This window comes from Streptomyces sp. SA15 (genome assembly GCF_002291145.1).
Lineage (GTDB): Bacteria > Actinomycetota > Actinomycetes > Streptomycetales > Streptomycetaceae > Streptomyces.
In genome coordinates, this window is sequence record NZ_NTGE01000197.1 from 70,397 (window position 1) to 96,597 (window position 26,201).

The window sequence follows — 26,201 nt, forward strand, 5'->3', positions numbered from 1 at the left end:
GGTCAGTCCTTCAGTCCGGCGTTGATGTCGGCGTTCATGACGTAACGCTGGAACACCAGGAACACGGCGATCAGCGGGATCATGGAGATGACCGACGCGCCGAGCAGGACCGACCAGTTGATGTTCTGTGCGCCGACGATGCTCTGGATGCCGATCTGCACGGTGAACTTGTTGGGGTCGTTGAGCATCAGCAGCGGCCAGATGTAGTCGTTCCACCGCCACTGGAAGGACAGGATGGCGAGGGTCAGCATGATGGGCCGGGAGAGCGGCACCATGATCCGCAGGAAGATCGACAGTTCGCGGGCGCCGTCGATGCGTGCGGCTTCCAGGAGTTCGTCGGGCACCGTCAGGAAGAACTGGCGGAACATGAAGCATCCGGTCGCGGTGAGCACGGCGGGCAGGATGACGCCGCCGAACGAGTTGTAGAGGCCGAGGTCGCGGACCACCAGGAACTCCGGCGCGAGCATGACCTCGGACGGCAGCATCGTGGTGGCCAGGATGCAGATGAAGAACACCTTGAGCCACTTGTTGTCGTACTTGGCCAGCGCGTAACCGGTGCAGCAGCTGACTCCCACCGTGAGGATCGTCGTGATCACGCACACGATGGTCGTGTTGATGAAGTACTGGGAGAAGTTGGCACTGCGCCACGCCGTCAGGTAACCCGACAGGGTGGGGTTGTGCGGAACCAGCGTCAGCGGATAGGAGAACAGGTCGCTGGCCGGCTTGAGGGAGCTGAGGATGAACCACAGCACCGGCAACCCGTAGAGGCACGCCAGGATCCACAGCAGTGTCGTCGCGGGCACCGCCCGCCGGAGCCCACCGCTGCCCGCGCTGCGGGGCCGCTTCTTGGAGACGGCTCGTCCGGGATCGGCGTCGACCGGGCGTGGCATATCTGTGGTTGTCATCGGTTCTCCACCCGCCGGTTGACGATCAGCTGGATGATCGCGACGGCCATCAGGATGAGCATGAGCACGAATGACGCGGCGCTCGCGTAGCCGATCTGGCCCCGTTTGAACCCGGTCTCATAGATGTACTGGACCATCAGGTTGTTCGATGTTCCGGGTCCGCCGTTGTTGAGGGCGACGAACACCGGGTATTCCTTCATCGCGTTGATCGTGTTGAGCAGGATGACGATGAACGAGGTGGGCGCGATGCTCGGCAGCGTGATGCTGATGAACTGGCGCCATGGGCCGGCGCCGTCGAGCGAGGCCGCCTCGTAGTACGACACCGGTACGTTCTTGATCGCCGCGATGAACAGCAGCATCGAGAAGCCCGTCCAGGCCCAGGATGCCGCCATCACCACCACTATCAACGACAGGTCCGCGTTCGACTGCCACGGAACGGCACTTCCACCGAGCTTCTCGATGACGTAGTTGACCAGTCCGAAGTTCTCACCGAACAGCCACCGCCACAGGACACCCACGACGATGGGCGACAGAAGCCACGGGATGAAGAAGATGACGCGGGCTACCGACGTGCCCTTGGCGTGCTTGCTCACCAGCAGGTTGGCGGTGATCAGCGAGACCGCGAAGTTCAGCGGAACGAAGAGCACGGCGTACAGCAGCGTCCGGGTCAGCGCGGCGTAGAAGGTGGAGTCCCCGAACAGGTTGTCGTAGTTGTCCAGTCCGATGAACTGGAACGCCCCCACACCCGTGTAGTTCGTGAAGGAGTAGACGAGCCCGATCACCGCCGGCCAGACGAAGAACAGGGCGAAGAGCACGACATTGGCCGCGATGAGGACGAGCGGCGCGACGATGTACTTGTTGCGTCTCCTGGGCGGGCTCACGGACACGTCCGAGGCGCGTTTTGTCATCTTCCTGACTCCGTGCTGGTGGAATGGATTCCTGTGGGCTCACGCCATGAGCCCGGCATCACGTGGGCGCCCGCGGCCGGGCGGCGGGGTCGAGACACCGCCGCCCGGGCCTGGCCTACGCTCAGCCGCCGACCTGCTGGTTGTAGCCGGCCACGATGTTCTCCAGGGCCTTGTCGGCCGACTGCTGGCCGTTGATCGCCTTGCCGAGCTCCGTCTTGGTCGGGTCCTCGGTGAGGCTCTTGCCCTTCAGCACCCAGTTCGTCTGCGCGGTGTTGAAGTACCCGGAGATCGGGGCGTAGAGCGGGATCGACTCGTTGTACAGCTTGAACGCCGCCTGCGCCGCCTCGGAGGTGAAGGGGTACTTCGGGTTCAGACCGCTCTCGACCGGCAGGAACCCGGACGCCTCGCACAGCGCCTGGTAGTGGGCCGGCTCGTACAGCCAGGACAGGAACTTCGTCGCGGCGGTGGCCGCCTCGCCGTTGTTGTTGAAGCCCACCGTCAGGCCGCCGCTGTTGACGTCGCTGGCCTGCACCGGCTGGGCGGGAGTCGGGACGCTCGCCCAGTCGAACTTCTTGATGCTCTCCGCGAAGGCGGGAACCTGCCACACGCCGGACCAGTAGGCGACCACGTCACCGCTCTGGAACATGGCCGACGGGTCGGCGCCGCTGGTCCACACCGACTTCGGCATGGTCTTGTCGTCGTTCAGCCCGACGAAGTAGTTCACGGCCTTCTTGGTCGCCGCGTCCGCCGAGAACTTGCCGGAGGAGTCCGCGTGGACGTACTTCCCGCCCATCTCGTACACCATGGCGCGGAGCCGGGACGGCGACTGGTCGAACGTCAGGGAGTACTTGGCGCCGGTCTTCTCGCGGACCTTGTTCGCCGCGGCGATGAAGTCGGTCCAGGTCCAGGTCTTCTGGGGCGAGGTCGGGAAGGAGACGCCGGCCTTCTTGAACAGCGTCTCGTTGATGAACATGCCGGACGCGGTGACGTCCGAGGGGATGGCCAGCACCTTCCCGGACGAGTCCTTGGCGAGGAAGTTGGCGTTGATCTTGTTGCTCTTGTTGTTGGCGATGTCGCTGAGGTCGATCAGCTTGTTCGACCAGATCGGGTCCAGCGCCGGCACGGTCGCCACGTCGGGCAGCGAGTTCGCCTGCGCGGCGTTGCGCAGCTTCGGCGCGTAGCCGTCGTAGGGGATGTTGACGAGCTTGACGTCGACGCCGGTTTCCTTCTTGTACTGCGCCACCATCTTCTTCCAGCCCGCGTCCTGCCCCGGAACCGTGGAGATCCAGAACGTCAGCGACTTGGCGTTCCCGCCCGAGTCGGATCCCGACCCGCCGCAGGCGGAGAGCAGCAGGGCACCTGCCGTGGCCACGGCAGCGAGGCGAACCAGGCGGCGTATGCCGCCGCGGCCGAGTCGGCGGGAGCGCCGCACACCCACAGTGGTCATCTTCGATCCCTTTTCATCGTAGGAGACGGCCCGGCGCCGACCGAGGCGACACGGGTGCATTTGCAGGAAAGTCGCTTTCCGGGGGTGCGGCCTCGCCCGGCCGCATCGTCCACGCGGGGCAGGATCCCCGGCCGTTCTGGCCGTCACCGCACGGGCACGCCCTCGCGCGGCTGCCGTACTTCGCGTACGGCCGGGACGCTCACCCCAAGCCGGCGTCCCGGCCGACTTAGAAAGCGCTTGTCCGGACATTGGCAGACCGAGTCGGAAGCCGTCAATCCTTCGTCCCCGCGGCTTCGGTCACGGTTTGGACTCCCCGGGCGACCGCGAGCCGTGCGGCGCCCACGACTGTACCGAGATCCCCGATCGTGCTGCTGACCACCTCGGTGGGCCAGCTCAGCCGGGCCAGCTCGGCCCGCACACCGGGCAGGATCTGCGGGTCCGCGCCCGTGCTGCCGCCCAGGACGATCAGTCCCGGGTCCAGTACGGCGGTCACGGCGGCGGCGAGACGGCCGACGTCGGTGGCATGGCCGCCGATCACGGCGCGGGCCGCCGCCCGGCCCTCCCCCGCCAGGGCGAAGAGCTGCTCGGCGGTGCGGGGGCAGGGCCCGTCCTCGTCCGGCCAGGTCTCGGCCGCCCGCCGCAGGAGCGAGCGGGCGCCGATGTACTCCTCCAGGGCCTCCTGGCGCGGCTCCCGGCCGTCGTCCCAGGGGTAGGGCAGCCGGGCCAGCTCTCCGGCCGCGCCGTTCGCTCCGCGCAGCACCTGGCCGCCGACCACGATGCCGAGGCCGATGCCCACGCCGATCCGCAGATAGCCGAAGGTGTGCCGGCCGCGGGCGGCACCCTCGTGCAGCTCGGCGAGGGCGGCGCAGTTGACGTTGTTCTCCAGGTGGACGGGAACGCCCGGCGGCAGCGCGACGGCCATGGCGTCGAAGACGGGGCCGGCCTTGGCGGTCGCGGGGCGCATACCGGAGCCCTCCTTCTCCTGCGCGGTGACGTCGCCGACGGCGACGACGATGGTGCGCAGCGGGGCGCCGGCGGGCAGCGCGTCGAGGGCTTCTCGCACGACGTCGGCGGCGTCCTCCCGGGCGCCGGTGGCCTGGGCGAGCAGGGTGCCGTCCAGGGCGCAGCCGCGCACCCGGGTGAGGGCGGGGCCGAGGTCGACGGCGAGTACGGCTCCGGCGGCCGGTCCGAGACGGTAGACGGCGGCGGTGCGGCCGGTGCCGCTGGAGGCGGTGCCGGAGTGGGCGGCGAGCCGGGCGCCCTCCAGTTCCGCGACGGCGGAGGACACCGTCGGCTTGGACAGGCCCGCCAGGCTCGCGAGCTGCGGCCGGGTCGCCCTGCCTGCCCCGGCCAGCACGGCGAACACCGCGCTCGCGCTCTCGGTCAGGCGGGTGGCTTTCGCCACGTCGTGTTCCACAGTTCTCCCACACAGGTCAAGGCCGCGCTCCCGGGTCGGTCGTCTCTGTTCGACGGTCTCCGCGGGATGCGGCGATGGGATGCCCTGGCGTCACGCGTTCCCGCCTCGCGGCGAACCCGAGGGGTCGTTCCGGCGGTCGAGTGCGTGAGGCCTCTTGACGCACTGTACTTCGTTAGTTAGTTTCCTAACGAACTTCACGGTACTCGCCTGCCGTGCTCCGTCAGAGGCCTGTCCCGGGGCTTCCCTAGTTCCTCAACTCCCCATGTTCCCACCACGGTTCGCCCACCGTCGCAGCCCAGCGCAACGACGAAAGAGGTTCCGTGCAGGACTCCACGCCACCCCTCGTGGTCGGTATCGACGTGGGCGGCACCAAGACGCATCTCCGCGCCCTCGCGGGGGACGACCTGGTCGCCGACCACGTCCGCCCGAGCAGCGGCTGGCGGCCGCACGACCCGGTCGCCGCCGCCGGATGGCTGGCCGCGCTGGTCGCCGCCGCCCTGCCGGCGGGGGTACGCCCCTCGGCCGTCGCCGTGGGCGGGCACGCCTGCGAGACGCCCCGCCAGTGCGCCCAGATACGCACCGCGCTGCAACTGCACTTCGACGCTCCCGCGTCGGTCGTGGGCGACGCCGAACTGCTCGTCCCCGCCGCCGGTCTCGACCGGGGTGTCGGCCTCGTCGCCGGCACGGGTTCCGTCGCGGTGGCCCGCCTCGACGACGGCAGCCCCGTCCAGGTCGGCGGCTGGGGCGCGGTCCTCGGCGACGAGGGCGGCTCGGCCGGTCTGGTCCGCGAGGCCGCGCGCGCCGCGTGGGCGGCACATGACCGTGGTGATGAACCCGACGAACTCGCCAAGGGGCTCATGGCCGCGTTCGACGTCGCCGAGACACCGGCGCTCGGGGCGGCACTGGAAGGCGCGTCGGACGTCTCCGCCGAGTGGGGCCGGCACGCGCCGGTCGTGTTCGCCGCCGCCGAGGCGGGCTCGGCCCTGGCCCGTACGGTGATCGCCGAGGCCGGCCGCTCGCTCGCCGGGCTCGTCGAACGGCTCGCCGGACGCGGGGTGGTGGTCGACGACGTCGTGGTGGCGGGCGGCACGGTCCTCGCCCAACCCGCCCTGTACGGCGCCTTCGTGTCGGCTCTGGCCGAGAGCGTGCCGGGTGCGCGGCCGAGGCCTCTCGAGGTGCCACCGGTCGACGGGGCCGTGGCGATGGCCCGTTCACTCGTATGACACGTGGCGGACGCCTGGCCCTCCCCGTTCCGACACAACTCGCCCGTAGATCTTCGCTCGTACGGCTCGGAAAGCGCATTCGACCCATGCGTCACCTGCCATGTCACGAGCCGCGATCGATCGCACACCCTCCCGGCCGCACGGCCGAAGAATTCAAGAGAGGCATACGCATGCCGTCATCAGCCGGGCACCACTCCCCCGCGTCGGTCCGTGAACGCACCGTGAACCGAAGGGGGTTCCTCAAGACCTCCCTGGGCGCCTCGGCCGGTGTGCTGGCCGCACCCACCTTCGTCACGTGGCTGGCCGCCGCGGACGTGAAGGCCGCCGCCGGCGCAGCCGCGTTCGTCGACGACTACAAGACGAACATCGTGGCGAACCAGACGCCCGAGACCAACGCGGTGGTCCGCATCCTCGGCGGCTTCGCCGAGGTGTGGAAGACCGGCGACGCCTGGAACACCGGAGTGCCGCTGCGGGCCGAGGTGCTGCGCGCCAACATGCGCTACTGCGCCGGGATCACGTCCGCGCGCACCGAGGCGCAGGCGAAGGAGGCGTTCATCGTCGACCGCCAGCACCAGAGCTACTCGGTGATCGGCGGGCTCGGTCCGCTGGCCGACCTCTACAAGGCGGGCGCCAAGGCCGTCACGTCGATCACCAGCGCCCCGGACGGCACGCCCGCCGGCAAGATCAGCGACGCCGTGCCCGCCGACGCCCCCGCCGGTTCTGCCCTCGGCGCCGGTTCATACGACTCGGCGCTCGGCAAGGTGGCCAAGCTGGTCGACACGGTGCGCGGTCCCTTCGCCTCGGGCAACCCGGCCAAGTTCGCCTTCCAGTACCCGCGTCCGTGGCGCATGAACGAGGACAGCCAGGTCGTCGACACCGGCGCGAAGGACACGTTCGGCTACCCGGTGTACGACTCGAATGTGGTCGTCGCCCCGCAGTTGCTGCGGCAGCGCAGCGAGAACCCGGCCGACGACGGCGGCTTCCCGAGCGGTCACACCAACGCCCTCCACCTGGCGGCCCTGGCCTACGCCTACGCGGTCCCGGAGCGTTTCCAGGAGCTGGTGACGCGCGCGTTCGAGCTCAGCCACATGCGGATCGTGGCCGGCATGCACTCCACGGTCGACGTCCTCGGCGGCCGCATCATGGCCACCGCCCTGGCCGCCGCCGCGCTGTCCGACCCCGCGAACGCGCAGCTCAAGGCGGAGGCGCGGGCCCAGGCCCTGGCCTACTTCAAGGAGCGGACCGGCACCGACGCGCTGCTGGCGTACGCGCACTCGGCCGGCACCGACAGCGACCCGTACGCCGACCGGGACGCCAACGCCCGTGTGGTGGAACCGAAGTTGACCTATGTGCTGGAGCGGGAGGGCCGCACGGCGCCTCTGACCGTGCCGAAGGGCGCGGAGGTACTGCTGGAGACGCGGCTGCCGTACCTGGACGCGGCCCAGCGGCGCGAGGTGCTGCGCACCACCGGGCTGCCCGCCGGGTATGTCCTGCTGGACGGCTTCGAGCAGTGGGGGCGGCTCAACCTGTTCGCCGCGGCGGACGGTTACGGCGCCTTCGACTCCGACGTGACCGTCACGCTCGACGCGGCGGCCGGCGGCTTCCGGGCGGCCGACAGCTGGCGCAACGACATCAAGGGCGACGGCGGGCTGACCAAGCGGGGCAGCGGCACGCTCACCCTGACGGGGCACAACCGGTACAAGGGCGGAACCGTGGTCGAGGACGGCGTGCTGGTCGCCGGGTCGCCCAACGCGCTGGGTGAGGGCGACGTCCGGGTCGTGGGCGGCACGCTCCGCGCGGACAAGGTCCTGCGGCTGCGCGGTACGTACGTCCAGGAGGGCGGCGCCCTCGAGCTGTTGCTCCGGAAGAACCACGGACCGGCGCTCGAGGTGAAGCGCCGGGTCACGCTGGGCCCGGGCAGCGTGCTGGCTCTGCGGCTCGACGCCGAACGCCCGCCCGTCGCCGGGACCGTCGTTCCCGTACTCGACGCCGCACAGCTGCGCGGCCGGTTCGACCGCGTGGAACTCGACTCCGACACGCTGCGGGCCGTCCCCCTGTACACGGCGGAAGGTCTGTCCGTACGGCTCTTGAAGCGGTAACGCCCTTCGTGGCGGGAGCTGATGCAGAGTAGGCGCATGAAACGCCTCCGCATCGCTCCCGCCGCGCGGTCGCCGGGGCGGGTCGGCGGACGGTGGCTCGTGCCGTTCCTCGTCGTGGTGCTGCTGGCCCAGATGGCCGTCGCGATGGTGACGACGGCCGTGCGGCAGACGCCGACCATCGACGAACCCGTGTACGTGGGGACGGCCGCCGACTATCTGCACGAACACCGCCTGCGCCACAACCCCGAACACCCGCCGCTGGGCAAGCTGGTCATCGCCACCGGAGTGGCGCTCGCCGATCCGCACGTCGACGCCTCCCATACCGGCGGTCAGGCCCAGCTGGGCCGGCATCTGCTGTACGAGTCCGGCAACGACCCGTGGCGGCTGATGCTGTGGGCCCGTCTCCCGATGATCGTGCTGACGCTGCTGTGCGGTCTCGTCGTCTTCGCCTTCGCCCGTGAACTCGCGGGCGTCGCGGGCGGGTTGACGGCCCTCGCCCTGTACGCCTTCTCCCCCGACGTCATCGCGCACGGCTCGCTGGCCACCCTCGACGTACCGGCGGCCGGGTTCCTGCTGACGTCGGCATGGCTGCTGTGGCGGGCGCGCCTGCGGCCGCGGCTGTTCCTGCCGCTCGCGGGGGCGGCGCTCGGCGCGGCCGTGGCCACGAAGATGAGCGCGCTGGCGGCGGTTCCGGTGCTGGTGGCGCTCGCTGCCGTGTCGGCCTGGAACGGAGCTGCGGCGGACCGGCGCAGGGCCTTGCTGCGGGCGGTCGGGGGCGCTGCCGTGGTGGCGCTGGTCGCGGTCGCCGTCGTATGGGCGTCGTATCTGGCCGTCGATCCGCGGCTGCGCTGGGCGCCCGAGCAGCATGTGCCCGTCCTGCACGGGCGGCGGAGGCTGCTGGTCGAGCTGCTGCCGTTCCCGGAGGCGTACCGGGACGGGATGCGCGTCCAGTTCGGTCTGGAGAACCAGCCGTGGCAGGGCTTCCTGCTCGGCGAGGTGTACAACGGGTCTCGCTGGTACTACCTGCCGGTCGCGCTGCTGGTGAAGACGCCGCTCGGCATGCTCGCACTGTGGGCCGCCGGCGCCGTAGTAGTGGTGGCGGTACGGCGGCTGCGGCCCGCGGCCCCGTATCTGCTCGTGCCCGCCGCGGTGCTGCTCGTCGCGGCCATGGAGGGGACACGGGACTTCGGCACCCGCTACGCCGTCTTTCTGCCGATGTTCCTGGCGGTGGCGGCCGGCTGTCTCCTCGCCGTGCGGGGGCGGCGGGGGTGGGTGCCGGTGGTGGCGGGGGCGCTGGTGCTGTTCGTCGCGGTCAGCTCCGTGCGGACATACCCCTACTATCTGCCGTACTCCAACGAGGCGTTCGGCGGGCCGGCCAAGACCCGGCTGCGGCTGCACGACTCCAACGTCGACTGGGGCCAGGACCTCGGCCGGCTCGCCGACCGGCTGCGCGAGAGGTACGGCGGTGAGCGGATCTGGCTCGTGTACAAGGGCAGCGGCGTGCCGTCCTTCTACGGCATCCACGCGTGCGACCCGGGTGAAGCGCCCGTAGGGCGGGTGCGCGGGCTGCTGGTCGTGTCGAACTCCTCGGTCGCCAAAGCGAAGGGGCGACTGGCCGAGTTGATCGACAGCAGTCGGGCAATCGACGAGGTCGGCCATTCGATCACGATCTACCGCCGATGACGTCCGCTCGTGATGAGCCTTAAGTCGCCGTGTGCTGGAACCCCTCGGCGCACACGTGCGGCATCACGCTGCTGGCCACGCGGTAGCGGCCGTTGGGCACGTGCGCGGACCTGGTGATATGCACCGCGAGCGGGCCCGCCCACTCGTAGCCGTGGCGTTCGGCATGCCGTACCAGACTGTCGGTGAGCGCCTGGCCGACGCGGCTGCCGCGGCGCGAGAGTTCGTCGTGCACGAAGTCGGCGAGTTCGACGTCGTAGGCGTTGGGCACCACGATCCGGGTCTCGCTGCAGACGACCGCGTTGCTGTCGCACTCGCGGCGCAGCGCGTCGAGGAGTTCGACGGGTTCCTTGTCGAAGACCCTCGCCCACAGCGCCTCCCACCGGTTCTCCAAGGCCTGTTCCACCGCGCTGATCGCACTCATGCGTGTCGTCACTCCTCCCTGAAGTCGTCGGGGGCGGGTTCCCGTCCGGAGTGCCCGTATCCGTCCCTTCTGCCGGTCACCGAATGCTTTCGCGCAGACCCTGGTCACCACAGTGTGTGAGCTATGTTGAGTCTCTGTGGGAGACAAAGGAGGCGCACCGGTGCCATCGCCGCAGCACGCACGCGCCCAGGCATCCGCGATCACCTCGGGAAAGACCGCACCGGAGGCGGAGGCCTCCCCGACTTCCCAGCTCAGGGCGCTCTTCGACCGGCCCCGGCTGTCCCCGGGGCAGCGGCGCATCGCCCAGTACCTGATCGAGCACATCACCGAGGCGGCCTTCCTTTCGATCACCGATCTCGCCGAGCGCGTCGGCGTGAGCCAGCCCTCGGTGACACGCTTCGCCGCGGCGGTCGGCTTCAGCGGTTACCCCGCGCTACGGGAGAAGCTCCAGTCGATCGCGCTCGGCACCCTCGCCGGCGGGCCCGCGGCGGCGGAGGACAACGGGAGCAACGAGCTCCAGGCGGCGGTCGACGCCGAGATCGAGAACCTGGAGAACCTGCGGCGCGACTTCGCCGACCCCGACCAGGTGATCGACATCGGCCGCAAGCTGTCCCGGTCGACCCCGCTGACGGTCCTGGGTCTGCGCATCTCGGCGTCGCTGGCCGAGTACTTCGCCTACGCCGCCCGCCGAGTCCACCCGGACGTACGGCTCGTGACGCGGGGCGGCAGCGTCGCCTACGACGCGCTGCTGCAGTCGCACGCGGCCGGCGGCACCTGGGTGCTGGCGTTCTCGATGCCCCGGCACGCCCAGGAGACCCTCACCGCCGTCCGGGTCGCGCGCCACGCCGGACTGAAGGTCGCGCTGATCACCGATCTGGCGCTCGGACCGGTGGCCGACGAGGCGGACGTCGTCTTCGCCACCGGCACCGGCTCCCGCCTGGTGTTCGACTCCTACGCCGCGCCCGGCGTGATGGCCGCCGCGCTGCTGCAGGCCATGACCGACGCCGACCCCGAGCGCACTCAGGCGCGGCTGGAGGAGTACGAGCAGGTCTCCGACCAGCACCAGTTCTTTCTCCGGGACTGATTCTCTCCGGGTTCTCTCCGGGTTCTCTCCGGGACCAAAAGACACTCCACCCGTATCCGGGCATAGCGGAATCATCTATCCCAAATCGCGCATGAATGTTTTCATACTCCTTGAAAAGCGGACGGCATATATAAATACTGCTCACGGATCACACCCCGGGCCGCACCGGGACACGTTCCACACCCACGGACATCCCGAGCCGCCGTCTCCTACCCGCGTCGGCGCCGAGGATGTTCGGTCGTGGCGGCCCCGGCCATCCCCTGGACCGGGGCCGCCCACCCCGTCGGACCACCCTCACGACGCCGCACACCCGGAAGCGATGACCATGCCCCTGACGACCACACGGACGACCACGCGCATCAGCCCGGACTGGCCGTGCCAGGTCAAGTCCCCCGGCAGCTACGACTGGGAACGCTCGGCGGCCAAGTGGCTGCGCGAGCTGGTGCCGGCGCGCTATGCCAGCTACCCGGCCCTGATCCGCCACCCTGTGCTGCTCGCCCGGCACGCGCAGATCCAGGTCCAGCACGAGATCCGGGTCGCCCGTACCGCCCTGCAGACGGCCCGGGCCGATCTGCCCGGGCTCGGTCTGCCGGAGTCGGTCATCGAGCACACGATCAAGCTGTACGCGGCGGAGGTCATGCAGCTGCAGCACATCGCCCGCAGCGTCCGGGCGGTCACACAGGCCCTGGTGGAGCACGCGCACGGACGCTGATCGGCCCGTACGCCCCAGGAGGGGCATGACCCGCGTCTCGCGTGGCACACATGGTGAGCATGAGCACCACCGATGTGCGGCGGGGCGAGCCGATCACCACGGTTCTCACCTGGCAGGTGCGTCCCGGCCGGGAGCAGGAGTTCGAGGAGTGGACGCGCGGAATCACCCGCTGCGCCAGAGAGTTCCCGGGCAACGAGGGCGTCTCCTGGCTGCGTCCCGAGGACGGTCACCGCTTCCACGCGGTGCTGCGCTGGTCCGACCCGCACCGGCTCACCGCCTGGCTGGAGTCGGACGAGCGGGCCTCGTGGCACGAGCGGATCGAGAACGTCGCGACGGAGATCGGCAGTGAGCGGCAGTCGACGACGGGGATGGAGACCTGGTTCAGCCTGCCCGGCACCACCGTGCAGGCCCCTCCCCGCTGGAAGATGGTGCTCACCACGTTCCTCGGCGCCTATCCGTTCACCTTCCTGATCCAGTGGCTGGTGACGCCCCAGACGACCACGTGGCCCCTGCCGCTGCGCGCGGCCGTGTTCCCGATCGTGCTGCTGCCGGTGCTGACGTACCTGGTCATGCCGTTGCTGAGCCGGCTGCTGCGGCTGTGGCTGTTCCCGCCGCCGCATCGCTGAGCCGGCCCCGGCGGGCCGGGCAACCGCGGAGGCCGCCAGCCGGCCGCGTCGATGAGCGCGGTGGGAACAAGCCCGCGAACGAACGGCGCCCAATGTGCGATGCTCAACGCGTGACGAGCGAGCCCGCCGGCCCCGCCGAATCCGGCCCCGTGCCCGACATGGCGGCGCTGGCCAAGGTCGTTGCCCGGCAGCGCGCCGAGATGGACCGGATGCGGGACCAGGCGGCGATGTCGGCGGTCGTGGAACGGGCCAAGGGCGCGCTGATGGCGCTGACCGGATGCTCGCCGGACGCCGCGGGCGAGGAGCTGCTGCAGCGGGCCAAAGCCGGCAACCGCACGGTGCTGGAGGAGTGCTGGATCACGCTCGGGGGTCTGGTACCCCCGCTGCACCACACCTCGCGCCCCTCGCACGAGGAGCCCGATCCCGTCCCCGCCGGCACCGGCGACCCCCCGTCGGACCACCACCCGATGTCCGGTCTCCCGGCCGCAGGGGACACGTCCGAAGCTGACGACGCCGCGGGCTCGGCCCACGCCTCCGCCACGCTCGGCCGCCTCGGCGAGGCCCTGGTCCGCGTCGGCACTCCCCAGGATCTCGCCCGCTGCCTGCTGGAGCATCTGGCGCCGGAGGTGGCGGCCGACGCGGTCATGCTCTTCCGGTGCCTGCCGGCCGGAGGACTCGAACTGGTCGGGCACGCCGGCATCGACGACACCCTGGCCGTCCAGTGGCGCCAAGTGCCTCCACTGAGCGGGATCGCCGCCCTGGAGGCGCTCCGGGCGCGGGAGCCGCGCTGGCTGGAGGATCTCGCGGCGGACCGGGAGCGGTACCTGCTCATCGGGGATCCACCCGAGCGCTGGCGGTCCCGCGCCTGGCTGCCCGTGCCGGCCGCCGGGGACACGGCCGATGTCTGCATCGGTGTCCTGCGGGCCCACGGCGGGCCGTTCACGCCGGCGGCCCGGCACCTCCTGCGGGCCGTCGCCCGGCTGTGCGCGGGCCGGCTGCGGGCCTTCGGCACCGGGCAGGAGCACGCCGCCGGTGCCGTGCAGGCGGTGTTCGACGCGCTGCCGGGCGCGGCGGTGCTGCTGACGCCGCTGCACGCTCCCACAGGAGAGGTCGAGGACTACCGCGTGGACGCCGCGACGGCTCAGGCGGTCGACGGCGTCGGCCGCACCGGCCGTGAACTGGTCGGCCGCAGGATCCTGGAGTGCTTCCCGGAGATGGCGGGCGAGGAGCTGTGGCAGGGGTGCCTGCACACGCTGGCCACCGGGGAGCCGTACGAAGGCCGGTCGTTCGTCCACCAGGAGGTCGTGGCCGGTACCGCGGAGCCCCCGACATACGCGGTGCGGGCGTCCCGGCTCGGCGGCGGGCTGATCGTCACCTGGATCCGGGAGGACTCCTCGGGCAGGCAGGAGCAGCGGCTGGCGGACGTGCAACGGCTGGGTAACCTTGGCTGGGCGAGCTGGAATCCGGTCACGGACGAGGTCGGCTGGTCGCCCCAGGTCTTCGCCATCCTCGACCGGGACCCCGCACACGGCCCGGTCCGCCTCGCCGACCTCCCGGGCCTCGCGCTGCCCGAGGACGTGCCGCCACTGGCCCGCGCCGTGCGCGAACTTCTGCGCGCGGGGCGCCCGTTCGACGTCCCGTTCCGGATCAGGGCGGCGGACGGTATCCGGCATCTGCGGCTCGTCGCCGAGGCCGAGCGGGACACCGACGGCACGCCCGTCGAGGTGCACGGCTTCGTACAGGACCTCACCGCACAGCGCAGCGCGGAACTCGCCCTCGTCGAGAGCGAGCAGGCGGTCCTGACCCAGCACGGCGTGCTGCACGCCGAGCGGACGCTCGCCGCCCGGCTCCAGCACGCACTGCTGCCGCTGCCCACCCGGCCCGTGCGCCTGGCGGGACTGCGCGTGGAGGTCGCCTATCTGCCCGCCCAGTCGGGGATCCACGTCGGCGGCGACTGGTTCAGCGCCATCGAACTGCCCGAGGGCGACGCCCTGTTCGTCGTCGGCGACGTCGCCGGTCACGGCATCGACGCCGTCGCCACGATGGCGCAGCTCCGCTTCACCGCCAAGGGCATGGTCATCACGGGCTCGTCGCTGACCGGCGCGCTCGCCCGACTCAACACGCTTCTGCTGCACTCCCGGGACTCCCACGGCACGGCGACGATGGTCCTGACCCGCTACCACCCCGACCAGCGCCGTCTGGTCTGGGCGCAGGCGGGTCATCCGCCGCCGTTGCTGCTGCGTGACGGCGAGGTGCGCTATCTCGGCCGGCCGGGCGGGATGCTGCTCGGGGCGAGCTCCGCGCCGTTCTTCGAGGAGGCGGAGGTCCGCCTCGAACCGGGAGACCGGCTCCTGCTGTACACGGACGGCCTGGTCGAACGGCCCGAGGAGGGCATCGACCGGGGCCTGGAGCGCCTGGCCGCGGCCGTCGTGGCCCACCCCGTGGACCATCCTGGATCCTTGAGGCTGTTGCTCGCCTCGGTGCTGGAGGGCGAGCGGCGGGACGACGTCTGCGTCGTCGACATCCGGGTGCCGGCCGAGCCGGAGTGAAGGCGGCGTTCAGTCGTCCCCGCGGTGTCTCCAGTACCAGATCAGGCCGACAACCAGGGCCAGCAGGTATACGGCGGGCAGCACCAGGCCCGGAATGCGGGAGCCGCTCATCGGCGTGGCCTTCGGTTCGGGACGGGCGGGTCACCTCGATCGGAGGCCCATGGTGACGGCGGGCGGTCCCTCGTCACCGGCACTTTCCCGAGGCGTTGCCCCATGTTCGAGCCGCCGGGGCGAAAGGTCAGTCCACCGGGTGACCGGGCGCGATGGTGCGGGCGTCGTCGAGCCGCAGCAGCGGTCCGCCGTCCGCCCCCTCCCGCTCGCCCCACGCCACCGGGTCGAGGACGTAACCCACGTGATCGCCCGCGTCGGCGCGCAGTGCGACGCTGCCGACGAACCAGGCCTCCGCGTCCTCGAGTACGACCGCCCCGCCGTACTCCTCCCGCCGGCGGACGTGCGCGAACTTGTCCGTCCGGTCGCCCGTGCTGCCGCCGAACACCTCGGCCAGCGCGCGCTGTTCACGGGTCAGCAGATGCACGGCGAGGTGTCGCGCGGACCGTGCCACGCGGTAGGTGTGGTTCACCTTGGACAGCCACACCACGAACCGCAGCGGGTGGATGGAGCACTGGGAGGCGAACCCGACCAGACAGCCCGCCCACTCACCGTGCGCGGCGGCCGTCACCACGCACATGTCCGGGTTCAGCCGGCCGATGAACGCGTCCATGTCCGCCATGCTCACGCCGCTCCCGTTCGGTGCGTCTGCCGCGGTCGGTGTCCGGCTTCAGCTCATCACGGCGCGGGCGGCCGTGCCATCCCGTGTGCGGCGGCATGGCGTACCCGGGGGCGGGTGCTCCCTCTGTCGTCTCATTCCGCGCCGGTGCGGGACTCCAGTTCGAGCCGGGTGTCGTTGCCGTAGACGCCGGTCTCGTCGCCCCGGATGCCGTACCAGAGCTGGAAGCGAGCCACCGCCTCGGTCAGGACGGTGTCGTAGCTGCCGCTGGTGGAGCCGTCGTCGTAGACGTTCGGGATGCGCCGCAGGCGCTGCTGGAGGTCGCTCACCTCGGGGCCGCTGTCTCCCTCGCGGAGGGTGCCGGGGCCGTCGGGGTCGGTGGCGCCCGAGGGTAGTGAGGCGGAGGCGGTCGGGGTGGGCTCGGCGGACGGGGTCGGGCCGGAGGCCTGCGCGGAGGTGCCGTCGCTCCGGTCGGTCAGCAGGAAGGCGCAGCCGAAGCCGACCAGGGCCGCCGTGGCCACGGCGGCGGCGACGGCGAAGCGGCGCAGGCCGGGCACCCGGCCGCGTGGGGCGCCGCTCGGAACCTCAGGCGCGTGGTCGGCGACGGGCGGCAGCTCCTGCGTCCTGTCCTCGGCTCCGGACGGTGGTCCGGGCAGTGCCACGGAGTCGTATCGGCCGGTGCTCTCCTGGAACTCCCGGATGAGTTCCGCGAGGGCGTCGGTGCGGCGCGGGCGCAGCACCCGGACGGGTTCGAGTGGCGGGCCGTCGTGCGACCGCTCGCGGTCGGGCGGCATCGGCATGCTGCTCTCCTTCCGCCCCCTCGGCAGGGGCCTTGGCGTCCCCGAGGAGTCATACGTGTCTGCCACGCTGAGGGTTCAGTGCGCGAGGAACCGGTAGGTACTGCCTGCCTGAGGTCCGGCGCCCGGTCGCGGCCCTGCCGGAGCGTTGACGGGAGTCCTCGGCGGAGAGCACTCAGTTCCCCATTCAGTGAGCACTGAGTGCCACAGGCGACGGCCAAGTGCTACGTTCCGGTCCATGAGCTCCAGCAGCGCGGCGCCCCGTCGCGGCGAGAAGACGGAGGCGGCGGCCGCGAAGCCGCCCATGCGGGACGCGCTCGTGGCGGCGGCCTTCCAGCTGTTCCTGGAGCGGGGCTACGAGCAGACCACCGTCGACGACATCGTGGCGCTCGCCGGAGTCGGGCGGCGGTCGTTCTTCCGCTACTTCCCTTCCAAGGAGGACGTGGTCTTCCCCGACCACGAACGGTGCCTGGCCGACATGACGGCCCTCCTGGCCGCCGGCGACGACACGGACGAACCCGTCGGCCGGGTCTGCGACGCGGCCCGGCTGGTGCTGCGGATGTACGCCGAGAACCCGACGTTCTCCGTGCAGCGCTACCGGCTCACCAAGAAGGTGCCCGGCCTGCGCGCGTACGAGCTGTCGGTGGTGTGGCGTTACGAGCGCGCCCTCGCCGAGTACCTGCGGGGCCGGTTCGCCGGTCGGCGCGACGGGACGCTGCAGGCCGATGTGATCGCCGCCGCCGTGGTCGCGGCGCACAACAACGCGCTGCGTTCCTGGCTGCGTTCGAACGGGCAGGGCGACGCGAGCGCCACGGTGGACCACGCGCTGGGGTATGTGCAGTCCGCGTTCGGCGCGTCTTCCGGCGGCGAACGGCGAAGCGAGGACGCCGAGTCCACCGAGGACGTCGTGGTCGTCGTCTCCCGGCGTGGCGCACCGCTGTGGCGGGTGGTCCAGGAGATCGAGTCCACGCTCGGACGGGAATGACCGAGGCGCGCCCGGATATCAAGGGTTATCAAGGGTACGGAGTGCCTTTACGAGTGACACTGAGTGCCATACCCTGAGGGCGTGCACGGTGGCACGGCGACCGCGCACGTGCGTGCACGGTGATCCGCGCACGTGGGATTCCGGCCGAGTGCAGGGAGTTGACGAGCGTGTACCACCCCTCAGGAAGCGTTGCCCGTCAGTCAGCCGGTTCCGCGGCGGGCGTCCTGGATCCCAGGAGCGCCGATCCCAGGAGCCCGGACACGGAGGCCATCCTCTTCCAGCGCTGCACCTGGTGCGGCACCGCGATGTACCACCGGCTGCTGTGTCCGGTCTGCCAGGGCAGCGACCTGCGCACGGAGCGCAGCGGGGGCACCGGGACGGTCCGCCACTCCACGGTGGTGCACCGCAACACCCCCGCCGCCCGCAACGTGTCCTTGATCGAGATGGCCGAGGGTTTCGTCGTGCGCGGCCGGGTCATGGGCCCGCCCGTGGGCATCCACGGCGGGGACCGGGTACGGCTGTTCACCGCGAAGGACCCGGTCCGGGGCGAGCCGGTCTTCCAGCTGATCGACGAGCCCTACCGGGCCTGGAGCTGAACGGACCGCCACCGTCACGGCTGCCCGCACCGGCCTCCACCACTCCCCGCGCCGACGCGGCACAGCGGTCATAGCCTCGACACTGACGGGTGCTGACGACGCCGCGCGGCCCGCCGGCCGGTGACCCCGTGCGGCGCTCGATCCGGAGGACCGCGGATGCGTGACTGGACCTGGAAGTACGAGGGCTACGACCCGGCGCGGGAACGGGTGCGCGAGTCCTTGTGCACCCTCGGCAACGGCTACTTCGCCACCCGGGGCGCGGCCCCCGAGTGCGTGGCGGACCCCGTCCACTACCCGGGGACGTACGTGGCCGGCTGCTACAACCGGCTCACGTCCCAGGTCGCGGGACGCCAGGTCGAGAACGAGGACATGGTCAACGTCCCGAACTGGTTGCCGCTGCGGTTCCGCGCGGTCCCCGGCGGATGGCTCTCGCCCGACACCCACAAGGTTCTCGGCCACCGGCAGACCCTGGATCTGCGGGCCGGGACCCTGGAGCGCACGGTCCGGTACGAGGACGAGGACGGCCGCTACCTGGCGGTGCGGCAACTCCGGCTCGTCCATATGGCCGACCCCCATCTGGCCCTGCTGCGGACCGAGTTGACGGCCGAGGGCTGGTCCGGGGAGATCGAGGTCGAGGCCGCGCTCGACGGCTCGGTCGCCAATATGGGAGTGGAGCGCTACCGGCAGCTGGCCTCCCGCCATCTCATCCACATCCATGCCGGCTCCGCGGACGCCGAGACCGCATGGCTGCGCTGCCGTACCCGGACGTCCGACATCCGCATCGGCCTGGCCGGCCGTACCGTCGTCGACGTGCCGTCCGAGGCCTTCACGGCGCACGAGGAGGAGCGGGCCGTCCAGTTGCTGCGGATCCCGGTCGCCGACGGCCGGCCCGTGACCGTCGACAAGACGATCGCCCTGCACACCTCCCACGACCCGGCGATCAGCGACCCGTTTCACGCGGCCGTGGACCGGGTCCGCCGGGCCCCGGGCGTCGAGGTCCTGCTCGCCTCCCACCGCACGGCCTGGAAGCAGCTGTGGCGCAACGCCGAGCTGGAGGTGCCCGGCGACGCGGGCCCGATCCTGCGTCTGCACCTCTTCCACGTCCTGCAGACGCTCTCCCCGCACACCGCCGACCTGGACGTCGGCGTTCCGGCGCGCGGACTGCACGGCGAGGCCTACCGCGGCCACATCTTCTGGGACGAGCTGTTCGTGCTGCCGTATCTCAATCTGCACTTTCCCGAGGTCTCCCGGGCTCTTCTGACCTATCGCCACCGCCGTCTGGAACGGGCCCGCTTCGCCGCCGCCGACGCCGGGCACAGGGGCGCCATGTATCCGTGGCAGAGCGGCAGCGACGGCCGCGAGGAGACCCAGCGGCTGCACCTCAACCCGCGCTCCGGGCGCTGGCTGCCCGACCACACCCGGCTGCAGCACCACGTGAACTCGGCGATCGCCTACAACGTGTGGCAGTACTGCGAGGCGACCGGCGACACCGAGTTCCTGACCACCAAGGGCGCCGAGATGCTGTTGCAGATCGCCCGGTTCTGGGCCGGCCTGGCCACGTACGACGACACGCTCGCCCGCTACCGGATCCGCGGGGTCGTCGGCCCCGACGAGTACCACGAGGCCTATCCCCACGCGGCCGAGCCCGGCCTCGACGACAACGCGTACACCAACGTCACCGCCGCGTGGACTCTCGCCCGCGCCCGCGACCTGATGGACGCGCTGCCCGAACCCCGCCGCCGTGACCTGTTCGAACGCGCCGGTATGGAGCCGGACGAACTCGACGCCTGGGACGCCGTCTCCCGGAAGCTGCACGTGCCCTTCCACGACGGTGTCATCAGCCAGTTCTCCGGCTACGGCGACCTCGCGGAACTCGACTGGCCGGCCTACCGCGACCGGTACGGCGACATCCGGCGCCTGGACCGGATCCTGGAGGCGGAAGGCGACACCGTCAACCGCTACCAGGCGTCCAAGCAGGCCGACGTCCTGATGCTCGGATACCTCTTCTCGGACGCCGAACTCCAGGGGCTGTTCCGGCGGTTGGGGTACGACCTGGACGACGCCACCTGGCAGCACACCGTCGACTACTACCTGGCCCGCACCAGCCACGGTTCGACCCTCAGCAGCCTCGTCCACGGGTGGGTGCTCGCCCGGTCCCGGCGCGCCCAGGCCTGGGACTTCGTCCAGGAGGCACTGGCCGGTGACATCGCCGATCTGCACAACGGCACCACCGGCGAGGGCGTCCACCTGGGCGCCATGGCAGGCACCCTCGACCTCGTCCAGCGAGGTCTCACCGGTCTGGAGACCCGGGGTGGCGCCCTCCGGTTCGATCCCGTACCGCTGCCGAAGCTCTCGGAGTACGGGTTCTCCGTCCGCTACCAGGGCCACTGGGGCGTGCGCCTACGGCTGCAGCCGCGCCGGCTGCGCATCACCGTGCCGCACTCCGACCAGGAGCCGATCACCGTGGCCCTCGCCGATCGCACCGTGTCCGTGGCCGCTGGAGAGTCCTACGCACTCACCCTGCCCGACTGAGCCGACGGCGCTCGGTCGCCGCTTCTCGCCCCCTGTGTACAGAGAGAAACCCAAGCTCCTCGATGTCGCCGTCACCCGCGCCGAACGCCGCCTGTTCGTCATCGGCGACCACAGCGCAAGGCGGCGACCAGCGATCTTCGCCACCCTCTCGGACTCACTGCCCGTGCACGCCTGGCAGCCCGGCCGGCAAGGCGAGTGACGTCGGACCGTGTCGGGTCTGTCCCCGGGGCGGCCACTGGGGGTGTGGTCAGTGGCCGCCGGTGAGTTCGCCGCTGAGCGTCTTGTGGATGCGGGCGCTGGGTTCGTTCAGGCCGGTGATCTCGACGCTCTTGCCGCGCTGGGCGTACTTCGTCTCGATGGCGTCCAGGGCCGCGACGGAGGATGCGTCCCAGATGTGCGCCGCTGACAGGTCGATGACGACCTTGTCCGGGTCCCCCGCGTAGTCGAACTGGCCGACGAGGTCGTTGGACGAGGCGAAGAACAGCTCGCCGGTGACCCGGTAGACCACGGTGGTGCCGTCCGGGTCGGTGACGGCGGTGACCTCGGCGAGGTGGGCGACGCGCTTGGCGAAGATGACCATGGCGGTCAGGGAGCCGGCGACGACGCCGATGGCGAGGTTGTGGGTGGCGACCACGCACCCCACGGTGACCACCATGACGGTGATCTCCCCGGCGGGCATGCGCCTGAGCGTCTTCGGGGCGATGGAGTGCCAGTCGAACGTGGCGACCGACACCATGACCATCACGGCGACGAGCGCGGCCATGGGAATGTCGGACACGACCGGGCCGAACACGATGCACAGCACCATCAGCAAGGCTCCGGCCAGGAACGTCGACAGCCGGGTACGGGCGCCGGACACCCGGACGTTGATCATCGTCTGGCCGATCATCGCGCAGCCGCCCATGCCGCCGAAGAAGCCGGTGACGATGTTGGCGACGCCCTGGCCGACGGACTCGCGTGTCTTGGAGGAGTGGGTGTCGGTGATGTCGTCGACCAGCTTCGCGGTCATCAGCGACTCCATCAGGCCGACCATGGCCATGGCGAGCGCGTACGGCGCGACGGTCGTCAGCGTGTCCAGGGTGAACGGCACGTCCGGCAGGCCCGGTGCCGGCAGCGCGGACGGCAGAGCTCCCTTGTCGCCCACGGTCGGCACCGCGATCCCGGCCGCGACGGTGAGGACGGTGAGGATCACGATGGACACCAGCGGCGCCGGGATCACGGTGGTGACCTTCTGGAAGAACACCATCAGCGCCAGACCGGCGGCGATCAGCGGATAGACCGGCCAGGGCACGTCCGTCATCTCCGGCACCTGCGCCATGAAGATCAGGACGGCGAGGGAGTTCACGAAGCCGACCATCACACTGCGCGGCACGAACCGCATCAGCTTGGCCACGCCGAGTGCCCCGAGGACGATCTGGAAGACGCCGGCGATGATGACGGCGGCGACCAGGTAGCCGAAGCCGTGCTCGCGGTTGAGCGGGGCGATGACCAGGGCGACCGCGCCGGTGGCCGCGGAGATCATGGCCGGGCGGCCGCCGACGATCGCGATGGTGACCGCCATGGTGAACGAGGCGAACAGCCCGACCGCCGGGTCGACCCCGGCGATGATCGAGAACGAGATCGCCTCCGGGATCAGCGCCAGGGCGACCACGAGACCGGCCAGCACCTCGGTGCGCAGCACCTTCGGATCGGACAGCCACGTCGGACGTCGGGAGCCGCGCAGCCAAGCGGCCGGGGACAGGGCGGAGGAAGACAAGACGAGAGGAACCTGTCGTGCTCGGGCACACCCGGCATCACGGCGGGCGCGCAGGAAGGGGGAGGGCCGAGGCGGCGATCCACGAGGGCCGCGGGCGGCGGAAGGAAGTCAGTGGGCGGCGAAGGGACCCGCGACGGAATCGGGGGCTGCTGTAAGGCGAAGGGTCACGGCGGGCAGGCAGCGGCGCCGGGCACCACGGACATGCGCACGCACTCTCCCGCGGACATCGAATTCTTCGCCGGGGGCTTCGTCGGCCCCGACACGGCTGACGAGCTCCATCCTAACGTCGGAGCATGGCGGCGGGGTCGCCGCCCGGACGGAGCTGTCGCTGCGCCCACCCGGCCCTGGGAGAAGACCCCGGCCCTAGGAGAAGACCGGCCCGGTCATCCCCTCCGCCCGCGGCGCGACGTGATGCGGAGGTCCGCGTTGCATATGTGCAGGTATGTGAGATGGCTCGTTCCCCTGCAACGGTCTTACGCCGTCGGGTGTCTCATAGGTAAAGAATGCGCTCCGAGTACAACGCTCAGCGCACAACTCATGGGGGAATACGGGGGATTCGTATGAGTGATCGTCGTTTAGCCGCGCGCGACTGGCGTGTCCGGGCCGCCGAGGTCGAGTTCCAGCGCCATGTACCGGTCCACACAGCCAACGGGGAGGAGACGGACCACCCCTTCGTCGCCAACTACTCCAAGGGACTGCCGCACAACAAGTTCGGAGAGGTCGACCCGGCCGCCTACAACCTGCTGCGCCGGGCGCTGGCCACGGGCAGCTACGAGGACTTCGAGCGGATCCCGCTCGGGGACACCCGCAAACTCGTCAACCCGCAGGCGGGACTGGCCTTCGACTCGGAGGGCCCGGACGCCCAGGCGCTCTCCGTCCCGCCCGCGCCGCGCATCGACAGCGCGCAGAACTCCGCCGAGGCCGTCGAGCTGTACTGGATGGCGCTGTGCCGTGACGTGCTGTTCACGCGGTTCGGCGACAGCGAACTGGTCGCCGAGGCGGCGACCGAACTGAGCGGTCTTGAGGACTTCCGGGCGCCCAAGCAGAACGGCCTGGTCACCCCGCAGACCATCTTCCGCGGGGACACCCGGGGCGACCTGGCCGGGCCGTATGTCTCGCAGTTCCTGCTGAAGGACATCCCGTACGGCACGCTGCTGATCCCGCAGCGGCAGGACACGCTGGTCCGCCCGGTCGACCACCTGACCACGTGGGGCGACTGGCTGGAGGTGCAGAACGGTTCCGAACCCGAACCGGACGAGCGGGACTTCGCGACGCGGCGATACATCCAGACCCCGCGCGACCTGGCGCACTATGTGCACTTCGACGCGCTGTACGAGGCCTACCTCAACGCCGCTCTCATCCTGCTCGGCCTGAACGCGCCGGTGGACGCGGGCAATCCGTACAACTTCTCGCGCAACCAGATCGGCTTCGGGACGTACGGCGGCCCGCACATCCTCTCACTCGTCACCGAGGTGGCCACCCGTGCCCTGAAGGCGGTGTGGTTCCAGAAGTGGTACGTGCACCGGCGGCTGCGGCCGGAGGAGTTCGGCGGGCGGGTCCATCAGCAACTGCGCGGGCAGCGCGAGTACCCGATCGATTCCGGGGTGCTGGACTCCGTCGCCGTCAAGCGGGTCTTCGAGAAGTACGGCAGTCACCTGCTGCCCCAGGCGTTCCCCGAGGGCAGCCCGACCCACCCCTCCTACGGCTCCGGACACGCCACCGTGGCGGGAGCGTGCGTGACGATCCTCAAGGCGTGGTTCGACGAGTCGCACGTCCTGCCCGACCCGGTCGTGCCCACGACGGACGGCATGGCCCTGGAGCCGTACTCCGGACCGGACGCCGACCGGCTCACCGTCGGCGGCGAGCTCAACAAGGTCGCCGCCAACATCGCCACCGGCCGCAACATGGCCGGCGTGCACTGGCGTACCGACTACACCCAGGCCGTGCGGCTGGGTGAGGAGATCGCCATCGGTGTGCTGCGCGAGGCCAAGGAGTCGACCCTGGAGAAGGCGGAGTTCACGCTCAGCCGGTTCGACGGCACCACGATCGCGGTCTGACCACAGCGGTCACCATGGGGCCGGTGGCGTCCAGGCGTCGGCGATACGACGCCGGGCGGCTCCGGCCCCGTCGATGACCCAACCCGGTCCTGGGTCGTCGGGTCGTGCTGGACGCGGATCTCGTACCAGCCGTAGTAGGCGACATACGCGCCCACGCAGGACTCCCCCATCGTCCAGCAGGAGATCTTCGGTCCGGTCCTCGTCCGCCTGCCCCTCGACAGCGACGACGAGGCCATCCGCCTGGCCGACGACACACCCTACGGGCCGACCGCCTTGGCTGGACCGGCAACGTCGGATGGCATCAACCGCCGTACGGCCGTGGTGGCGGCCGGTGATCGGCGCGATGCGGCCTCAGCCGACGTCACGGTCGAGCAGTTCCCTCACCCCCTGAGCCGTCAGTGCCAGCTCCTCCGGTGCGCCCGCGTCGATGATCAGTGCCAGTTTCTCCGACGGCCAGCCATGGGCGAGCTCACCGAGCACGACCTGCCGATGCTGGGTGATCTGCGGCAGCGCCTGCCGCATGCGGGCCTGCGAGGTGAAGACCGGCACCAGTTCGGTGCCGTCCTCCTGCTCGTAGACAGGAAGGCTCACGGTGCCGGGCTCCTGGTCCTCGGCAGCGAGGCCGCCGGTGGGGATGAGAACCTCACCGCCGGCGAGGGTGTTCAGCGCCGTCTCGTCCGCCTCGCCTGCGACCACCGCCCGCAGGGCCAGCTGAACGGCGGAGGCCTCACCATCGGGAAAGTATTCCGTCATGACTGATCGGTCACCCCTACGACGCTTCGTCCGCGGCAGCGGGCCGACTCGTGGGTACGACGGCGACGGGGCAGCTCGCGTGGTGCAGTACGGCGTGCACCACCGACCCCAGACGCAGCCCGAACCTGCCCTCGGCCGGGTGCCGCGGAAGCACCATCAGGTCGGCCCGAGCGGATGCCTGCACCAGAGCGGCGGCCGGCGAGTCGACGGACAGCTCGGTGTCCACATGGACGTTCGGGTACTCGGCGACGGGACGGGCGGCATGATTCAGTACCTGGGCGTGGGCAGCCCGCTCCTCCTCGAGGTTGCTGACCTGAGGCACCATGATGCCGACGCGCACGAGCGGCGCCCAGGCGTGGACCAGACGCACGCCCGCCCGGCGCGAGTCGGCCTCGGCGAGGGCGAACCGCACGGCTTCCTCGTCCCGCTCGTCGCGCACGCCGACCACGACGACGCCGTGGTCGGCTTTCGCCGTGTCCCCCCGCACGACGACGACCGGTCGGTCCGCGTGGGCGGCCACCTTCCGGCTCACCGAACCCAGCAGCAACCCGGCGAATCCACCTCGCCCCCGGGTTCCGACCACGACCAGGTCGGCGTCCTGGGCCGCGGCCAGGAGAGCCTCGGCCGGATCGTCACGTGCGAGGGCGGTATCGATCGGCACGCCGGGATGAGCGGCTCCGAGTCGCGCCCGGGCGTGGTCCAGCACACCGACGCCGGCCTCGAGCACCCGCTCCGTGAGACCCACCCCTGTCTCCCCGTATGCGGCATCCGCGCTACGGCCGACGGAATGGACGATCTTCAACGCGCAGCCGCGCAGCTCCGCCTCGCCGGCCGCCCAGTCCGCGGCGAGCCACGAGTACGACGTGTCGTCGATCCCGAGGAGCACGCTGCCCGGTCCACCGTCGCCGGTCACCGCCGTGTCCT

General features: G+C 70.8%; 22 protein-coding genes. 12 read left to right on the forward strand and 10 right to left on the reverse strand.

Features of this window, described 5'->3' with window-relative positions; all coding sequences use genetic code 11:
* Positions 1–2: 2 nt before the first annotated feature.
* The 4 genes from CLM62_RS42250 to CLM62_RS42265 all read right to left on the reverse strand — a co-directional run bounded on the left by CLM62_RS42250 (position 3) and on the right by CLM62_RS42265 (position 4,665).
* Entirely contained in the window at positions 3–905 is a 903-nt protein-coding gene (locus CLM62_RS42250; RefSeq protein WP_095755192.1) for a carbohydrate ABC transporter permease, read from the reverse strand.
* The gene (locus CLM62_RS42255; RefSeq protein ID WP_095755193.1) at positions 902–1,813 is read right to left on the reverse strand and encodes a carbohydrate ABC transporter permease; all 912 of its coding nucleotides are present in this window, start codon (positions 1,811–1,813) and stop codon (positions 902–904) included. Before CLM62_RS42255 ends, CLM62_RS42250 begins: the two co-directional genes overlap by 4 nt.
* Positions 1,814–1,934: 121 nt before the next feature.
* Complete coding sequence (locus CLM62_RS42260; RefSeq protein WP_095755194.1) at positions 1,935–3,260, reverse strand: extracellular solute-binding protein; 1,326 nt, start codon at positions 3,258–3,260, stop codon at positions 1,935–1,937.
* Between the two features lie 271 nt (positions 3,261–3,531).
* The gene (locus CLM62_RS42265) at positions 3,532–4,665 is read right to left on the reverse strand and encodes an ROK family transcriptional regulator (RefSeq protein ID WP_257004409.1); all 1,134 of its coding nucleotides are present in this window, start codon (positions 4,663–4,665) and stop codon (positions 3,532–3,534) included.
* Between the two features lie 332 nt (positions 4,666–4,997).
* Between CLM62_RS42265 and CLM62_RS42270 the strand changes: the two genes are divergently transcribed.
* The 3 genes from CLM62_RS42270 (at position 4,998) to CLM62_RS42280 (ending at position 9,682) form a co-directional block, all read left to right on the forward strand.
* Positions 4,998–5,900, forward strand: a complete 903-nt coding sequence (locus CLM62_RS42270; RefSeq protein ID WP_095755196.1) for a BadF/BadG/BcrA/BcrD ATPase family protein — start codon at positions 4,998–5,000, stop codon at positions 5,898–5,900.
* Positions 5,901–6,070: 170 nt separating this feature from the next.
* A complete protein-coding gene (locus CLM62_RS42275) occupies positions 6,071–7,999 on the forward strand; it encodes a phosphatase PAP2 family protein (protein ID WP_095755197.1) in 1,929 nt (642 codons plus the stop codon).
* 36 nt (positions 8,000–8,035) lie between these two features.
* On the forward strand, positions 8,036–9,682 hold the full coding sequence (locus tag CLM62_RS42280) for a phospholipid carrier-dependent glycosyltransferase (protein WP_257004410.1): 1,647 nt from the start codon (positions 8,036–8,038) through the stop codon (positions 9,680–9,682).
* A gap of 19 nt (positions 9,683–9,701) precedes the next feature.
* Here CLM62_RS42280 and CLM62_RS42285 read toward each other — a convergent pair whose 3' ends face one another.
* On the reverse strand, positions 9,702–10,103 hold the full coding sequence (locus CLM62_RS42285) for a DUF3662 domain-containing protein (protein WP_095755199.1): 402 nt from the start codon (positions 10,101–10,103) through the stop codon (positions 9,702–9,704).
* A 160-nt stretch (positions 10,104–10,263) separates the two neighbouring features.
* Here CLM62_RS42285 and CLM62_RS42290 point away from each other — a divergent pair, with 160 nt between their 5' ends.
* The 4 genes from CLM62_RS42290 to CLM62_RS42305 all read left to right on the forward strand — a co-directional run bounded on the left by CLM62_RS42290 (position 10,264) and on the right by CLM62_RS42305 (position 15,074).
* Entirely contained in the window at positions 10,264–11,187 is a 924-nt protein-coding gene (locus tag CLM62_RS42290; protein ID WP_179382460.1) for a MurR/RpiR family transcriptional regulator, read from the forward strand.
* Positions 11,188–11,506: 319 nt separating this feature from the next.
* Positions 11,507–11,899, forward strand: coding sequence for a hypothetical protein (locus tag CLM62_RS42295; protein ID WP_095755201.1), 393 nt, complete (start codon positions 11,507–11,509; stop codon positions 11,897–11,899).
* Between the two features lie 59 nt (positions 11,900–11,958).
* Entirely contained in the window at positions 11,959–12,525 is a 567-nt protein-coding gene (locus CLM62_RS42300; RefSeq protein ID WP_095755386.1) for an antibiotic biosynthesis monooxygenase, read from the forward strand.
* 158 nt (positions 12,526–12,683) lie between these two features.
* On the forward strand, positions 12,684–15,074 hold the full coding sequence (locus CLM62_RS42305) for a SpoIIE family protein phosphatase (protein WP_095755387.1): 2,391 nt from the start codon (positions 12,684–12,686) through the stop codon (positions 15,072–15,074).
* 238 nt (positions 15,075–15,312) lie between these two features.
* On the opposite strand, the gene CLM62_RS42310 is transcribed toward CLM62_RS42305, so the two are convergent.
* Together CLM62_RS42310 and CLM62_RS42315 are read right to left on the reverse strand one after the other, a co-directional pair.
* Positions 15,313–15,804, reverse strand: a complete 492-nt coding sequence (locus tag CLM62_RS42310; RefSeq protein WP_095755202.1) for a flavin reductase family protein — start codon at positions 15,802–15,804, stop codon at positions 15,313–15,315.
* Between the two features lie 131 nt (positions 15,805–15,935).
* Positions 15,936–16,601, reverse strand: coding sequence for a peptidoglycan-binding protein (locus CLM62_RS42315; protein WP_095755203.1), 666 nt, complete (start codon positions 16,599–16,601; stop codon positions 15,936–15,938).
* A 235-nt stretch (positions 16,602–16,836) separates the two neighbouring features.
* On the opposite strand from CLM62_RS42315, the gene CLM62_RS42320 reads away from it, so the two are divergent.
* The 4 genes from CLM62_RS42320 (at position 16,837) to CLM62_RS50500 (ending at position 20,910) form a co-directional block, all read left to right on the forward strand.
* The gene (locus CLM62_RS42320; RefSeq protein WP_095755204.1) at positions 16,837–17,583 is read left to right on the forward strand and encodes a TetR family transcriptional regulator; all 747 of its coding nucleotides are present in this window, start codon (positions 16,837–16,839) and stop codon (positions 17,581–17,583) included.
* Between the two features lie 167 nt (positions 17,584–17,750).
* Positions 17,751–18,179, forward strand: coding sequence for a Zn-ribbon domain-containing OB-fold protein (locus tag CLM62_RS42325; protein ID WP_095755205.1), 429 nt, complete (start codon positions 17,751–17,753; stop codon positions 18,177–18,179).
* Positions 18,180–18,335: 156 nt separating this feature from the next.
* On the forward strand, positions 18,336–20,711 hold the full coding sequence (locus CLM62_RS42330; RefSeq protein WP_095755206.1) for a glycoside hydrolase family 65 protein: 2,376 nt from the start codon (positions 18,336–18,338) through the stop codon (positions 20,709–20,711).
* 34 nt (positions 20,712–20,745) lie between these two features.
* Positions 20,746–20,910 (forward strand): hypothetical protein, encoded by a 165-nt coding sequence (locus tag CLM62_RS50500; RefSeq protein ID WP_179382461.1) that lies wholly within the window; start codon positions 20,746–20,748, stop codon positions 20,908–20,910.
* Between the two features lie 48 nt (positions 20,911–20,958).
* Here the strand turns inward: CLM62_RS50500 and CLM62_RS42335 are convergent, their stop codons facing one another.
* A complete protein-coding gene (locus CLM62_RS42335; RefSeq protein WP_095755207.1) occupies positions 20,959–22,467 on the reverse strand; it encodes a SulP family inorganic anion transporter in 1,509 nt (502 codons plus the stop codon).
* A gap of 560 nt (positions 22,468–23,027) precedes the next feature.
* On the opposite strand from CLM62_RS42335, the gene CLM62_RS42340 reads away from it, so the two are divergent.
* Positions 23,028–24,524: a vanadium-dependent haloperoxidase gene (locus CLM62_RS42340; RefSeq protein WP_179382462.1), complete on the forward strand. Its 1,497-nt coding sequence runs from the start codon at positions 23,028–23,030 to the stop codon at positions 24,522–24,524.
* A gap of 351 nt (positions 24,525–24,875) precedes the next feature.
* Here the strand turns inward: CLM62_RS42340 and CLM62_RS42350 are convergent, their stop codons facing one another.
* Together CLM62_RS42350 and CLM62_RS42355 are read right to left on the reverse strand one after the other, a co-directional pair.
* Positions 24,876–25,277 (reverse strand): SseB family protein, encoded by a 402-nt coding sequence (locus CLM62_RS42350; protein ID WP_095755208.1) that lies wholly within the window; start codon positions 25,275–25,277, stop codon positions 24,876–24,878.
* A 16-nt stretch (positions 25,278–25,293) separates the two neighbouring features.
* Positions 25,294–26,190, reverse strand: a complete 897-nt coding sequence (locus tag CLM62_RS42355) for a universal stress protein (RefSeq protein ID WP_257004411.1) — start codon at positions 26,188–26,190, stop codon at positions 25,294–25,296.
* Positions 26,191–26,201 lie beyond the last annotated feature (11 nt).